Here is a 14572-nt window from a genome sequence, read left to right on the forward strand (position 1 = left end):
ATTAGTCGTTATCTGAGAGCCATTCAGCGCTAGGTACAGGTTGTTGCGTTTTTTTCTTATTCGTTTTTCTAGGAGAAAGGCTATTAATTTCATTCGTATACAAAGCCAGTAATTCATTGACTTTACTACGGTTTAATATGTTTCTACTAATGGTGCGGCGTACTTTAACAATATGTAATTGAGCTTGATGATACCACTCTCTGGTTGAGGGGGTATCATGATTTGATATCAACACAGGAATTTTACTTTCTGTCGATAATTTATGCGCCAAAAACGCGAGATTTTGTTGCTCAAGCGCACTAAATGAATTGGTGTGGTAAGCCGTGAAATTCGCGGTTTCAGAAAGAGGTGCATAAGGCGGATCGCAGTAGATGACGGAGCCTTCCCTTGCATTTAACAAGGTTTCACCATAGTGCTGGGTGATAAAGGTGGCTTGTTGCGCTTTCTCTGCGAACCACAATAGTTCTTCTTTGGGGAAGTAAGGTTTTTTATAGCGGCCAAAAGGCACGTTAAATTCACCCTTTGAATTATAACGGCATAAACCATTATAACAGTGGCGATTTAAGTATAAAAAAAGTACGCTGCGTTTTTCCGTATCATCGGATTTATTAAACGCTTCACGCATCAAATAGTATTGTTCTGAGGTATTAAATTCAGGCGTGAAGATGCGCTGGGCTTCTTCAATAAAAAAGTCAGTTCGGTGTTTAACCGTGTTATAGAGATTGATGAGGTCACTGTTGATATCTGCCAGTATATAAGAATCATAGCTGGTATTTAAAAACACTGACCCTGCACCAACAAAAGGCTCAATTAAGCAATCACCTTGTGGAAGGTGTTTTTGGATTTCTTCCACAAGGGGGTATTTACCCCCAGCCCATTTTAAAAAAGCGCGTTTTTTTTTCATGCCGTCTTATTATTACAATCGTTTAGAGTAACTGCATTCATACTCTGTCAGGACAACATAATGCGCCCGGGGAAAAACGTTGTTATTTTTGATCCTGTTTGACTTGTTTCATATTTCTCACCCACGGTTTTTTCGCTTGAACGGCAGCAGGAAGTGTCCCTATTGCATTTTTAGCGTCTGTCACTGAATTATAGTTACCGTGAATAAGAACATACCAAGTTTGCCCATTACGAATAGTTTTATAAACCTTGTAGTTGGCAAGTTTGTTTTCTTTTGCAAAAGCTTCCAATGTGTCTGAACGGCTAGCACTGCTTAATTGAAGTGTATAGCTTCCTGCTGGTGCTGACATGACATTACTGCTTTGGTTATTGGCCGTTGCAGCAGGTTTTGTTGGTTGCTTAGGTTGAGTGGGTTGTTTCGGCTCTACCGCTTTTGGTGGTGTTCTTTCTGGTGTTACCGGTTTCACTGTTGGTTGTTGCTCAACAGGTTTAACAACAGGTGGGTTCAGCGGTGTCACATTTTGTGGCTGCGCTGTGCCCGGAGTAGGAACTTGGCCTTGGTTTAAGGCATCAACAACATCACCTGGAATTTCGATTCGCTCACCTAAACCATTTGGCTGGGTTTGTAGCTCACCTTGGGTTGGTGTTGGCGTGATTTGTGAACCCGTAATTTCTTGGGCTTGTCCTGGCTGGGTTTGACCTTGTGTATTGGTCAACGAGGAAGAACCAGATAAATCAATGTTCTGCCCGCTATTATTACTGGTTGTTTGCTGACGCTCATGCTCTGTAGGGGCTTTTAATGCGGAACTGATGGCAATAATCAGTAGCAGTAAAACAAGCACACCAACGCCTATCATGATGTGCTGGCGTGATAAGGCGATTTTTGGTTTCGCAGTTGTTGATTGGCGCGAGCGCCCTGCTGGCCTGTCTGATGTATCTGGCCTAAGATCATTTTGACCTTGCGGCTGGTTATCTGGTTTAAATTCGTCCATTTTCCTCTCCCGAATAAAATTTGCCTATAGTAGAGATAAAATGTCTCTTATCAGTACAACCTGTTAACGACCAAGCAGAGTTTTCTGCTCATTTTTAAAGCATAGATTCTTTCGTAATACCATGCTAGTCAGAATGATATTTTCATTATGCTTTGTTGAGTTTCGTATAGAGGCGTAGGCATACCGTATAATTTAACGACTTTGAACTGCATCTACCAGTAACATTTTAAAACACCAGGACAAATTAGGTCTTTTCTTTGTTTTTGGTGATGCATAAGGTCATTTTGCCATAATTTTATGGCGTACAGGATGTTATCGCGGTAATTACCGTTTGCGAATCAATATCGGAACGCATTTCTGAATGCCCGATAGTTGTTGGTAGAATTAAATGTAATTTTCCACCCATCACTTTTTTATCACGCATCATGTGTGGTAGATAATCATCAGGCTTCATTTGCGAAGGACCTTTGACTGGGAGTGAGGCGCGTTCTAACAGCGCAATAACGCGTTGTGTTTGCTCTGGAGTGAATTGGCCGATTAATTCAGCTGTTTTAGCAGCCATGACCATACCCGCTGCAACCGCTTCACCATGCAACCAAACACCGTAGCCCATATGTGCTTCAATCGCATGGCCGAAAGTGTGCCCTAAGTTGAGTAAGGCACGTAGGCCACTCGTTTCTTTTTCGTCGGCAGCAACGACTTGTGCTTTGAGTTCACAGCAACGGCGAATACAGTAAGCCATCGCTTGGTTGTCCAAAGCAACCAACGCATCAATATTGTTTTCCAACCAAGTGAAAAACTCACCATCAAGGATGATGCCATATTTAATGACTTCAGCGAGACCAGAAGCCAGCTCTCTTGGCGGGAGTGTTTTTAAGCAATCGAGGTCGATGACAACAGACGCAGGCTGATAAAATGCCCCAATCATATTTTTCCCTAACGGGTGATTGACTGCGGTTTTACCACCGACGGATGAATCTACTTGGGATAACAATGTGGTTGGAACTTGGATAAAGCGAACACCGCGTTGATAGCTTGCAGCTGCAAAACCCGTTAAATCACCGATAACTCCCCCACCAAGAGCGATGAGGGTGGTATCGCGGTTATGATGTTTTTCAAGTAATGCAGTAAAGACATCATTCATAATAAATAATGATTTATACTGTTCGCCATCCGGTAGGGTGATGGAGTCCACTTTGACACCAGAAGTCTCAAGAACACGTTTTATCTTCTCAAGATAAATGGGTGCCAGTGTTTCGTTTGTCACTATCATTGCTCGTTGACCAGCAGCTAATGGCCAAAATGCTCCTGTTTGGTTATATAAACCGGGGGCAATATTGATTGGATAACTGCGCTCATCGAGCGTAACGGTGACCTTTTCCATCTTGTTCTACCTTGAATTCATTACTGACAAAATAACACGATGATAAGTTAGTTTTTTTCTAACATTTCAATGATTTGGTTAGCAACGACTTTAGCGCTTTGTTCATCCGTATGAATCGTGATATCCGCGATTTCTTCATACATAGGGTTGCGCTCGTCAGCTAGTTTCTCAAGTACTTCACGCGCAGGTTCATCAACCTGTAACAGTGGGCGTTTTTTATCACGTTGCGTACGAGAAAGCTGTTTCTCAATTGTGGTTTCGAGATACACAACGACACCGCGAGCTGATAAGCGGTTGCGGGTTTCTTTGGATTTAACAGAACCGCCACCCGTCGCTAGTACAATGCCTTGTTTCTCAGTGAGTTCATTGATGATTTTTTCTTCGCGATCACGAAAGCCTTCTTCGCCTTCAAGGTCGAATACCCAGCCGACATCCGCGCCGGTGCGTTTTTCTATCTCGTGATCAGAGTCGAAAAACTCCATATTAAGCTGTTGTGCCAACTGACGGCCAATAGTGCTTTTGCCAGCGCCCATTGGTCCAACCAGAAAGATATTGCGTTTCTCTGCCATGTTTTTTGGTATTACTACGATTATTCGTTAATGAACCCGCCCCGCCAATAAAAAATTAGCAACGGGACCTAAACTGAAACCTCATTAGTGATGATGTGAGATCAGATAAGAAAATTATCTCAACACATCAACTAGGATTGCAACTATATAAATGTGGCACTAAGCGAACAAAGTGCCACATTTAAAATCACAGGTTTCTATATTTGAGCCGTCTTTATTGCCTAATGCATTGTTTAGCATGATTTTTAACAGATTTTAAATACCATTTGGAGCGTAATATTTCTGTTAATTGTAGAGCAAAATAATTGTGGCTGTTTTATAAGCGACTGACAGCTTGTTCTTTAATCTAAGGATAGTTAGAACATTCAATGGATAACCTTGTATGCTAAAACGACGTCAGCGTCAAATTTATCCGGTAGGTTTATGGCATAAAAACCCTTTTTTTTTTCTCTCTTTGACTTATTGTGTATTCAACTACTTGAAGTATAGGAGTTATTTTATTCATACTAAATATTGATAAGTTTTGGTGTAATAAAAACGACGAGAACCCGCCTATCGATGTGTTCCGCACTATTTGTAAACAATGCCCCTAAAAGAGGAACTTGTGAAAGGAAGGGCAGGCCTGTTTGCGTTTTTTCTTGTTTTTGCTGAAAAATGCCACCCAATATCAGCGTCTCATTATTTTTAATGGTGACGAAAGTGGCTATTTCCTGCTTGTTTATTGCTAAATGGTGATTTTGGCTACTAGTCAGTGCGGTATCTGGTGAGTTATGACTAATTTTTAGGTTTAACGCTACTTTTTCGTCGCGGATAATAGTGGGAGTGACATCCATACCTAAAACGGCGTCCTTGAATTGAACATGAGTTTTCTTTTCACTACTGGTGACATAAGGAATTTCAGTCCCTTGTTGGATGCTGGCAGGTTGTTGATGTGAGGCCACTAACCGAGGACTAGCAATAATAGATAATAAATTTTCTTTTTCTAATGCATTGAGCTTCATTTCAAGTAACCCATCGCTCAATTTTAAGACATTAAATGAAAACTGCCCCGGCGCAGAGTGATAGCGATTATAGCGGTTAAGCCGACTGTGCGTTGTATTGCTTGCCAGAAGCCCCCACTCAAGACCCAACTCCTGTAGCGCTGTCTTACTACTGCTAATGATGTGTGCGGTGATCTGAACTTGTTGTTGAGGTAAATCTTTATGTTTTATCCATTCTTCAATGAGAGTGAGACGTTCTTGGGTGTCTTTGATGATCACGCTATTTGTTGTGTCCTCGTGGCGAATGGTCGCTTTTGGGGATAACAACGCTGTTTCAGGTTGCTTTAGTAAGTGGTGAACTTCTTGGGCTTTTATTGAGACTAATTTGAAAATTTTTTCAATCCAAACCTCATTATTGATGCTAGGAGGTAATGGGGGATCAATAGCTTGAGAGAGAATGTTTTCTTCTATGGGTTGCAGTGGGACGAAAGGATCTCGGATTTGCTCTGCAAAAGCGGGGTTAAGTATTAATAAGAAGATAGCGGTTACTCGCCTCAAAGTGATAAGTCGTGGGCTATTCATAGCTATTTTCATCCTTGATAGTGGTTAAGTGAAATATTGATGAAAGCGTTACGGAGGCAATAAGGGTATTTTTTCGTAGGGATAATGTTATTTCTGGGTAATACCATGCAGCGGACGTTGATGAGGAAATGAGTTTCTGGATAAAAAGAGAAATATTGGCAAAATTTCCCTGAACCTCCATAAGATACCCCTCATTATTATTCACGGGTTGTAACTGGTTAAGTGTGACTCCAGACTGACTAACCAATGAATGAAAATGTGAAAAGAGTGCAATCGGGGGAGCTTTGTGTATTGAGGGTAGCTCAATGCTCTGAATCTGTTGTGTTAATAGATTGATAGAAGGGGATTGCAGAATGCGTAGCTCTTCTTGTTGAATGCGATTAAGTAAATTCGTATTTTCAATTTCTAATTCATTGAGTTGTGAAGATGACTGTTTCCAGTACGTAAAATAGCCAGCAATAAAAAACACCCCGATGAAAGTAACTATTGGCAAAATTTGTTGCCAAAAAGGGCGATACCAAAAGGCATGATATGTTTCATTCATTTTTTTCTCCTTGGTATTTTGCCGTTAAATGTAGGCGGTTTAGCTGATGCTTGCGGTTAAGTTGCATGAATTGAATGTCACTTAAGCTTTTCTGGTTTTCCAGTTGCTGGCCAAAAAGCGCCATATTTTGGAAGTCATAGCTATTAGCTTTGATATCGAGTTGATCATTAATCAATTGGAAAGAGGTCAACCAGCTTTTGGCCGGAGTGATTTCAGGCAAGCTATGTAACAAAACGAGTAGTGCTCGGTTGCTTTGCTCGACAGCTTTATATTTATTCTGTTTTTCAATTAGCTGATTTAATTGAGATTGTTGATGAGCTATTTCCTGAGTTAGTTGTTGGATTTGCTGGTGCTTTTCTTGTGCGCTATACAGCGATATTTTTTTCTTATCAATATTAATTTGTTGAAATAAATATAAAAAGCAACAAGCCACTATGGCTGAACAACATAATGCGAAAGTGAAAAGAATAAATTCACGCTTCTTTTTCATCATCTCCTGTTGCCTCCAAGGTAAAAAATTCACTTGATATGGATTTGCAATTTTCATTTGTTAAATATCCCTATGGCGCAGCGCGAGCCCAGCAGCTATGACAAAGTCGCCTAATTGACGCGGAAGTTTTAGATTATGGTGTTGAAAGGCTTGTAGTAATTCCCATTTGTGTGATGGCCATTGAAGGTGGCTCTCATGAGCGGTTTGTGGGGTTGCTGTGTCGGGAGGTTGGGCTATATTTGAGTGATCGGTTATGAGGTAAATGGGTAACGCGGAGCCATGGCCTTCTGTTGTTAGATGAGGTAAAAGCTGAGAAAGGGTGGTGATCTCATGGTCTGAAACATGGTTATAATTTGCAGGTAGGCTAATTGGACCTGACCATAACCATTCACCTTGTCTATAATGAACAAGCCAGCATTCGTCAGGTAAGCCACAATAGCGAGCAATGTAGCGTAATGCGATAGGGGCAACATCAATTGCCAGTAAATTAAACCCGCTTTGTGCTAAGAGATTTTGCCAGAAAGCAATATCCGCTTTTCGAGCCCCATTGAGGTAAACTTGTTGGTCGACGACACGATAGTCAATAGTCAGTTCATGAACGTTCATTGGAAAACATTTTTCCGCTTGTGATTGCAGATACCAGCCAAGTTCAGGTTGTTGTAGGTGGACTTGGCTTGGTAATGAAAGTTGTTGTTTTAATGTACGAACAGCGGGTAAGGCGATAGAAACAGCACAGTTTTTCGGTAATTTCTGACGCCACTGTATTAAAAGTTTCAGTAGAATTTGGTGTTGTTCAGGGTCTGAATTATCCGTTATTTCGAAAGGAAATTGCTGCTGCCAACATTCACATAAAGACCAGTATTTTCGACGGCGTTTCGTGGCAACTAACTGAATTTTATTTTGATAAATATCGATCCCAATGTTCCATTTTGATGTGTACATAGTTAATTTCCTTATCATTAACGATTAAATTACATTTTCTATTGTGCTGTATAAGCTTTATACTATGCGTTAGTGATATCTAAACCCTCTTGTTAGCCGAGCATGGGAATTTTCCGGTGAAGTTCGTAAAATATTTTTTTATTCTTGTTTTCTGTTGCATTTTTTTGGGAACCGCCTCGATTTATGGCATGTATAAATATGTCGAAGGGGAGTTACCTGACGTTGCAACCATGAAAGACATTCGTCTGCAAATTCCAATGCAGGTATACAGTGCGGATAATGAGTTGATTGCCCAATATGGCGAAAAACGCCGCATTCCACTCCCATTGGCTGAAATTCCACCATTAATGGTGAAAGCGTTTATCGCAACAGAAGATAGCCGCTTTTATGACCACCATGGTATTGATCCAATTGGTATTTTCCGTGCTGTATCGGTGATGGCGTCATCTGGTCACGCGTCCCAAGGGGCGAGTACCATCACTCAGCAGTTGGCGAGAAACTTCTACCTCAGTCCTGAAAAAACCTTAATGCGCAAAGCCAAAGAAGCATTCTTAGCAATTCGCATCGAACAGCTTTTTTCGAAAGACGAGATCATGGAGCTGTACCTAAATAAAATTTATTTGGGTAACCGTGCTTATGGTGTGGGTGCTGCGGCTTATGTCTACTTTGGAAAAACAGTGAATGAGCTAACTCTGAGTGAGATGGCGATGATTGCTGGATTGCCAAAAGCACCATCAACATTTAACCCGCTTTATTCTTATGACCGTGCGGTAAATCGCCGTAATGTTGTGCTTTCTCGTATGTTGGAAGAAAAATACATTACTAAAGACCAGTATGAGCAAGCGAGAAACGAGAAAATTGTGGCGTCATACCATGCGCCGAAGATTGATTTCTCTGCGCCTTATCTCGCCGAGATGGCACGCCAAACACTATATGATAAGTATGGTGAAGATGCATATACCGATGGCTATAAAGTGTATACCACTGTGATCCGTAAAGATCAGGAAGCTGCAACAGAAGCGGTTCGCAATAATTTGATCGACTATGACACCCGCCATGGTTATCGTGGTCCTGCTGAAGTGTTATGGAAGCCAACGGAAGCGGCTTGGACATCCGAAAAAATTATTGAAAAACTCAAAAAATCTCCTGTTTATGGGCCGCTAATGCCAGCAGTTGTGCTATCAGCTACTGGCTCTGAAGCGAATGTTATGTTGGCGGATGGTTCAAAAATTGATATTACGATGACCGGTGTACGTTGGGCACGTAAGTTCATTTCGGATACCCAACAAGGTGCATCGCCAAGAGCGGTGAATGCGGTTGTCCAAGCAGGTGAGCAAATTTGGGTACGTAAAGTGAAAGACAACTGGTGGTTAGGGCAAGTTCCTGATGTAAACGCCGCTTTTGTTGCACTTAACCCTAATGATGGTGCGATTATCGCGCTAGTGGGTGGTTTTGATTTTAATATGAGTGAGTTTAACCGTGTGACGCAATCATTGCGCCAAGTGGGCTCAAATATTAAGCCGTTCTTGTATACCGCAGCGATGGATAAAGGGCTTACGCTGTCTTCTTTGCTAAATGACGTGCCAATTAGCCGCTGGGATGCAGGTGCAGGTTCTGACTGGCGCCCGAAAAACTCGCCTCCACGCTATGATGGCCCAATTCGCTTGCGTCAAGGGTTAGGGCAGTCGAAAAACGTGGTAATGGTTCGAGCAATGAGAGCCATGGGCGTTGATTACGCAGCGGATTACTTGATGCGTTTTGGCTTCCCACGTGAAAATATTAACCGTACAGAAGCATTAGCGTTGGGAGCGCCATCCTTTACCCCAATGCAAATGGTGCGTGGTTATGCCGTTATGGTCAACGGGGGATACCTCGTTGATCCATACTATATTTTGAAGATAGAAAATCATAATGATGAAGTCATTTTTGAAGCGAACCCTAAAATAGCATGCCCAGATTGTACTAATATCCCAGTGATTTACGGTGATACTGAACGCACCATTGAAATGAAAGGGATTGATGACGAGTCTACAGAAGAAGTCACTCAGTCAGGTCGTAATATGGTTAACCAAGAACCAACGATGGAAGTGGCAACGTCTGGCGAAGGCAATGTGGATTTAGGACCTCAGTACGCACCTCATGTAATTGGTACGCCACTCGCGTTCTTAATTCGAGATGCGATGATGACGAATATTTATGGTGAGCCTGGTTGGTCGGGAACGGGTTGGCGGGCAGCTAGAGATTTAGGCGGTCGCCGTGATATTGGTGGTAAAACAGGAACCACTAATAGCTCAAAAGACGCTTGGTTTTCTGGTTATGGTCCAGATGTGGTGGCATCAGCGTGGATTGGCTTTGATGATAATAAACGCACACTTGGGCGAGGAGAAGCTGGAGCGAAAAGTGCTCAGCCAATGTGGGATGATTTTATGAAATCAATTCTGGCTGGTGTTCCAGTGAAAACCATGAAGCCACCGAAAGGGGTTATCTCGGTGTCCATTGACAGTCGTACAGGAAAATTAGGTTCTTCACGTCGTGAGTATTTTATCGAAGGAACTGAACCTAAAGAGTATTCTGTACAAGAGGTGGGAACAACTATTTCAACTGAAGGTGGTGCTAGCCAAGAATTGTTCTAAGAAAAAAGTGGTTAGCAATATCTTAATGAGCACCCCATTGTTATTAAAACATGGGGTGTTTTTTTATAAAAACACATTAAATGAGTATTATCTGCTTGTCATATGGCGTGCAGGTGTAGAAAATAAGCGTGACTTATATAAAATGCACACACACAAAAATAAGTAAGCTTACTTACTACTTTTTAAGTAACGTTCTAAGTAAAAAAGTGCGCTAATATTCCTAGCTTCATTGAAGTCAGGGTGCTCTAGCAATTCCATCATGCGTGCAATTGGCCATCTAACTTGTTGTAGAGGTTCAGGTTCATCACCTTCTAGTTTTTCACTGTAGAGGTCTTGCGCAACTAATATGTTCATTTTGCTAGAAAAATAGGATGGTGACATCGTTAATTTTGCAAGCTGAGTAATGTGCTTAGCACCATAGCCGATTTCTTCTTTAAGTTCGCGCTGAGCTGCTTCAAGTGCAATTTCGCCAGGATCGATAGCACCTTTCGGAAAACCGAGTTCGTAGTTTTCAATCCCAACGGCGTATTCGCGAATAAGGATTAGGCTGTCGCCGATGATAGGTATGATGAGAACCGCTTCGCGTTTAGCTGGGCGCATTCTTTCATAGACTCGTTTTTCACCGTTGCTGAATTCGAGATCAACTGACTGGATACTGAATAATTTTGATTGAGCAACATCTTGAACATTCAAGATTTTAGGTTTTTTTAGCTCTGTCATAATGATTTCCAAACAAGATGGGTGAAATCTATTGCTAAAAGCATATTTCATTTATGTATTTGGTTCTTTTACTCGGCGTTGTCAATAGTATGACAACATCCTGTCACTATGACCTATATCAAAAAAAAATGATAGAGATGATCGAGTAGATAAAATACTGTTAGTATGTTTGGCGCATAAAAATAGCACAGATAAATAAATAAAATATTTTTTTACAACATATTGTAAATTAAAACAAAAACTATAAATAGAATAGGAATTGGCTTATTTTGAGAAAGCAGCATGGTTGCTATGCTTTTCTTATTCATTTTCAGTTGGGGAAACAATGTTAAATCATGTCATTATAACGGCTATAATTGTTATCAGCCTAACTATAATGGCTTCCTTCCTGTATTTCAGGCGGGGGCGGCATTCGGGTGTCTATCAGATACCTTCTGTAGCCTCACCTTCCTTTCGGAAAATGATTGACTCGGATTACCAGACAATTTCTCAGTACTTAAATTATTGCGCTTCCGTTTCAAATAACTCCTCGCAAAAAGCATGGCAAATAAAGAAAAACTCGACAATAGCGACAATTTGCCATTCGGTGACTCGCTTTAATTTACGCCAAGAACAAGGGAATAGTTGGCGTTATTTTATCGATACGGTCGAAGTACAAATGCCATCTCAATTGGAACCGTATTTACAACGGCAAAATGTGATGGAAATCGTAGATACCGACCACTTGCCATTAGTTGTATCAATAAACAGCCACTCATTGAGGGATTTTAGTCATGAGTGGTCAGCAAAATCTGTCTCCGACACCGTTTTGCCAGAAGCGGCAATCAAAGAGCGCGGGCAACATAATGTGGAGCTACTGCGCGTTCGTCAGGAAACCGCCGAAGAGCACCGTTTACATAACTCGACAGGATGGCTCGGTGCAGGGCTGATTTGTCTAAGTTTTTTATTAGGTTACCTCACCTTAATCTCTATTCGATTGTTACAGGGCTGGGGGCTTGTGGGGACGTTGCTGGTTTTTGCTATTGGCGCACTGGTATTATTTCGTTCGCGAATGTTTCCACGTAAATACCAAGATATTCAATGTATTTATGGGCAGCCGAAGCGCTGGGAGTTGTATGGCGAGCTTGATAAAAAGTATTCAACTAACGCGTCAATCGGCGGCGTTGATTTGCATTACCCATCACACTGGGAAGAGTATTTAAAATACGAATCTAATCGTCCTGTTAATATCGATTTTTACCCAACAGGAGAGGTGGTTCGTCATGGGCAATATTTGTCCTTACACGAAGAAGAGCGTTACTACCCTTACAAACGATATAAAAAAAATGTCCTGATGCTGATAGGTGCTTTATTGGTTATTGCACTGGTGTTTTCATATCAATCCATGAGTTTACCCATTAAATTGGGTTTTGCTTGGTTTGGGGGGACACAAAAAGTGAATGTGACAGAGGTGAGTGAGTTACTCTCCTATGATCTTAAAGTGGGTGACACGCTCACCGCACAAGGTAAGGGGATGTGTTATCGCCCACCTAATTTGAACGACGCGAACCAAGCGCAATTTGTTCCATTTGATTGTTCGGGTATTTATTGGAACAGTGTGAATTTGTCGACAGAGCCACAGTCTGAGATTGCAGATCGATCTATTTCTTTATTGAATACCGTCAAAAGCCAGTTGCATCCAGATAAAAATGCGATTGGTGTGAACCCTAGGTTGCAGCGCGATATTATGAAATCGGGGATGAATATTATCTTTGATTTTACGACTATTATTATGCAAACAGACCAATTGTGCCATGATAGCAATGCGTGCTTAAAACTCAAAAATGCCCTGACAAACCTTGGTAGCACTGATGAATGGACGACATTAGTGGCGAAGGCCTCATCAGGAAAATTAAGTGGTGCGCATGTTTTATTACGTGCAGGAAGTGCTGAGGCCTTGGAAAACATCGTCGAAGACACCACATATGACTTTATCAGGAAAGAAATAGACAAAGAAGTGCGTAAAATTAACAGCCCTCCGCCCGGTGGTGTCTTGTTTGTCAGTGATGAAAACAAGCCGTTAGTGGATTTAATGGCGGGCCCATCGTTTAATTTTAATGAGTTATCGCAATTACAACGGTGGGAAGAACTCAATCGATTATCGAATTTGCTGAGTAATACCCCCTTTAGCGTGGAAGGGATTGTGACGAACTTATCGACGGATGCCAATGGCACACTGCATATTGTGCTACATGAAGAGCCAAACGAAGATATTGTCTCTCAGTATGTCTGTAGTACGCTTTTTGTTTTGTTTCTTATCTTTTGTGCATTACTCAATGGTTCGCTAATTGTGTTCCGTATTTTGAATAATAAGAAGCGATTACGTAATATTACGCGATATTACGATAAATGCTTTGAGGCTAATAACCCTTCCAATCGTCATTAGCATTACCCCGTAATGGTGGGAGCCTCATTTTAGTTTGATTCAGACTGATTGTGAGGAGACACCATGAATCAACCCTCTATAGAACCTGTTCGCCTCGATAAGTGGCTTTGGGCTGCGCGTTTTTATAAAACACGCTCTATGGCTCGTGAAATGATTGATGGGGGAAAAGTTCATTATAATGGGCAAAGAACCAAGCCTGGCAAAATAGTTGAACTGCATGCATTGGTGAAGCTGAGGCAGGGGAATGAGGAGCGAACGATTGAAATCCTTGAAATTAGCAGCCAGCGCAGAGGTGCCCCTGAAGCCCAGCGGCTTTACTGTGAAACTACAGAAAGTATTGAGCAGCGAGAAAAAATAGCGTTAGCGCGCAAGATGAACGCCTTAACGATGCCGCACCCAGAGCGTCGTCCAGATAAAAAAGAGCGACGTACTCTGCTTAAATTTAAACAAACGAATTCTCATGAGTCATCCGAATGATGGCCTGAGCAACAGCCCGAGCAATAGAGAGAAATTATGTCAAAACAAGACCAACTCCACCGTTTTCTGTTTGAACAGCATTCCGTCCGTGGAGAAATGATTAGTGTCGATGAGACCTACGAGCAAATTTTAGAAAATCATGACTACCCTACCGCAGTCAAAGGCTTATTGGGCGAGCTGCTTGTTGCTACGAGTTTATTAACGGCAACGTTGAAATTTGATGGTGATATTACCGTTCAAATTCAAGGCGATGGCCCCGTTAAAATGGCAGTCATTAATGGCAACAACCTACAACAAATGCGCGGTGTTGCACGTGTTGATGGCCCTGTTGTTGCAGGCAGTACGCTTAATCAAATGATTGGCGATGGCTTTATGGTCATTACTATCACCCCTAATCAAGGTGAGCGTTATCAAGGGATTGTGGCGATTGAAGGCAATTCCATCGAAGAAAGTATCGATGCGTACTTCCGCCAATCAGAGCAGTTACCAACCCGTTTATTTATTCGTGTGGGTGAAGTTGATGGCAAAATGAGTGCGGGTGGGATGTTACTGCAAGTTTTACCTGCTGCTGATGAGAACAGTCACGATTTCTTTGATCACTTAGTGCAACTGACGGCAACGATTAAAGGCCAAGAGCTGAGCACTCTGGGCGTTAAAGAGGTTTTACACCGTCTTTATCACGAAGAAGATGTCACATTATATGACCCGCAATCTGTAGAGTTTCGTTGCACCTGTTCAAGGGAACGTTGTGAAAGCACATTAGCAACTTTACCTAAAGAGGATGTTATCGACATTTTGCACAAAGATGGAAAAATTGATATGGAATGTGAATTTTGTGGCTCACACTACGTATTTATTGAATCCGATATTGAAGGGTTAAATGATGAGCGAAATCAGCAACTTCACTGATACGATTTAGCAACCTAATTAT

The 14572-nt window shown here is 41.7% G+C and carries 13 protein-coding genes; 4 read left to right on the forward strand and 9 right to left on the reverse strand.

The annotated features are described in order from the left end of the window. Position 1: 1 nt before the first annotated feature. From dam to pilM, 8 genes are all read right to left on the reverse strand, one after another. Positions 2-904 carry an adenine-specific DNA-methyltransferase gene (gene dam, locus AC4IFT_RS10250; RefSeq protein WP_490734075.1) on the reverse strand — a complete coding sequence of 301 codons (903 nt, stop codon included), beginning with the start codon at positions 902-904 and terminating at the stop codon, positions 2-4. Between the two features lie 82 nt (positions 905-986). After that, on the reverse strand, positions 987-1895 hold the full coding sequence (locus AC4IFT_RS10255; protein WP_490751272.1) for an SPOR domain-containing protein: 909 nt from the start codon (positions 1893-1895) through the stop codon (positions 987-989). 295 nt (positions 1896-2190) lie between these two features. Beyond that, complete coding sequence (gene aroB, locus AC4IFT_RS10260; protein ID WP_490734071.1) at positions 2191-3279, reverse strand: 3-dehydroquinate synthase; 1089 nt, start codon at positions 3277-3279, stop codon at positions 2191-2193. A gap of 47 nt (positions 3280-3326) precedes the next feature. Then, on the reverse strand, positions 3327-3848 hold the full coding sequence (gene aroK, locus AC4IFT_RS10265) for a shikimate kinase AroK (RefSeq protein ID WP_490734069.1): 522 nt from the start codon (positions 3846-3848) through the stop codon (positions 3327-3329). Between the two features lie 506 nt (positions 3849-4354). Beyond that, positions 4355-5410: a secretin GspD/PilQ domain-containing protein gene (locus tag AC4IFT_RS10270; RefSeq protein ID WP_490751273.1), complete on the reverse strand. Its 1056-nt coding sequence runs from the start codon at positions 5408-5410 to the stop codon at positions 4355-4357. Continuing rightward, positions 5403-5954: a hypothetical protein gene (locus tag AC4IFT_RS10275; RefSeq protein ID WP_490734065.1), complete on the reverse strand. Its 552-nt coding sequence runs from the start codon at positions 5952-5954 to the stop codon at positions 5403-5405. Before AC4IFT_RS10275 ends, AC4IFT_RS10270 begins: the two co-directional genes overlap by 8 nt. Then, entirely contained in the window at positions 5947-6501 is a 555-nt protein-coding gene (locus tag AC4IFT_RS10280) for a PilN domain-containing protein (protein ID WP_490734063.1), read from the reverse strand. Before AC4IFT_RS10280 ends, AC4IFT_RS10275 begins: the two co-directional genes overlap by 8 nt. 3 nt (positions 6502-6504) lie before the next feature. Then, a complete protein-coding gene (pilM, locus tag AC4IFT_RS10285) occupies positions 6505-7386 on the reverse strand; it encodes a pilus assembly protein PilM (protein ID WP_490734061.1) in 882 nt (293 codons plus the stop codon). A 116-nt stretch (positions 7387-7502) separates the two neighbouring features. On the opposite strand from pilM, the gene mrcA reads away from it, so the two are divergent. After that, positions 7503-10019: a peptidoglycan glycosyltransferase/peptidoglycan DD-transpeptidase MrcA gene (gene mrcA, locus AC4IFT_RS10290; RefSeq protein ID WP_490734059.1), complete on the forward strand. Its 2517-nt coding sequence runs from the start codon at positions 7503-7505 to the stop codon at positions 10017-10019. 168 nt (positions 10020-10187) lie between these two features. Here mrcA and nudE read toward each other — a convergent pair whose 3' ends face one another. Further along, complete coding sequence (gene nudE, locus AC4IFT_RS10295; protein ID WP_490734057.1) at positions 10188-10739, reverse strand: ADP compounds hydrolase NudE; 552 nt, start codon at positions 10737-10739, stop codon at positions 10188-10190. A 325-nt stretch (positions 10740-11064) separates the two neighbouring features. On the opposite strand from nudE, the gene AC4IFT_RS10300 reads away from it, so the two are divergent. The 3 genes from AC4IFT_RS10300 (at position 11065) to hslO (ending at position 14550) form a co-directional block, all read left to right on the forward strand. Next, positions 11065-13164, forward strand: coding sequence for an IgaA/UmoB family intracellular growth attenuator (locus AC4IFT_RS10300; RefSeq protein WP_490751274.1), 2100 nt, complete (start codon positions 11065-11067; stop codon positions 13162-13164). Between the two features lie 63 nt (positions 13165-13227). Beyond that, positions 13228-13641 (forward strand): ribosome-associated heat shock protein Hsp15, encoded by a 414-nt coding sequence (hslR, locus tag AC4IFT_RS10305; RefSeq protein ID WP_490734054.1) that lies wholly within the window; start codon positions 13228-13230, stop codon positions 13639-13641. Positions 13642-13677: 36 nt separating this feature from the next. Then, a complete protein-coding gene (gene hslO, locus AC4IFT_RS10310) occupies positions 13678-14550 on the forward strand; it encodes an Hsp33 family molecular chaperone HslO (RefSeq protein ID WP_490734052.1) in 873 nt (290 codons plus the stop codon). The last annotated feature ends 22 nt before the right edge of the window (positions 14551-14572 follow it).

This window comes from Providencia sp. UF-183, from assembly GCF_058246155.1.

Coding starts and splice junctions, on each gene's coding strand:
- dam (WP_490734075.1), bottom strand. CDS start 904: ATGAAAAAAAAACGCGCTTTTTTAAAATGGGCTGGGGGTAAATACCCC.
- AC4IFT_RS10255 (WP_490751272.1), bottom strand. CDS start 1,895: ATGGACGAATTTAAACCAGATAACCAGCCGCAAGGTCAAAATGATCTT.
- aroB (WP_490734071.1), bottom strand. CDS start 3,279: ATGGAAAAGGTCACCGTTACGCTCGATGAGCGCAGTTATCCAATCAAT.
- aroK (WP_490734069.1), bottom strand. CDS start 3,848: ATGGCAGAGAAACGCAATATCTTTCTGGTTGGACCAATGGGCGCTGGC.
- AC4IFT_RS10270 (WP_490751273.1), bottom strand. CDS start 5,410: ATGAATAGCCCACGACTTATCACTTTGAGGCGAGTAACCGCTATCTTC.
- AC4IFT_RS10275 (WP_490734065.1), bottom strand. CDS start 5,954: ATGAATGAAACATATCATGCCTTTTGGTATCGCCCTTTTTGGCAACAA.
- AC4IFT_RS10280 (WP_490734063.1), bottom strand. CDS start 6,501: ATGAAAATTGCAAATCCATATCAAGTGAATTTTTTACCTTGGAGGCAA.
- pilM (WP_490734061.1), bottom strand. CDS start 7,386: ATGTACACATCAAAATGGAACATTGGGATCGATATTTATCAAAATAAA.
- nudE (WP_490734057.1), bottom strand. CDS start 10,739: ATGACAGAGCTAAAAAAACCTAAAATCTTGAATGTTCAAGATGTTGCT.
- AC4IFT_RS10300 (WP_490751274.1), top strand. CDS start 11,065: ATGTTAAATCATGTCATTATAACGGCTATAATTGTTATCAGCCTAACT.
- hslR (WP_490734054.1), top strand. CDS start 13,228: ATGAATCAACCCTCTATAGAACCTGTTCGCCTCGATAAGTGGCTTTGG.
- hslO (WP_490734052.1), top strand. CDS start 13,678: ATGTCAAAACAAGACCAACTCCACCGTTTTCTGTTTGAACAGCATTCC.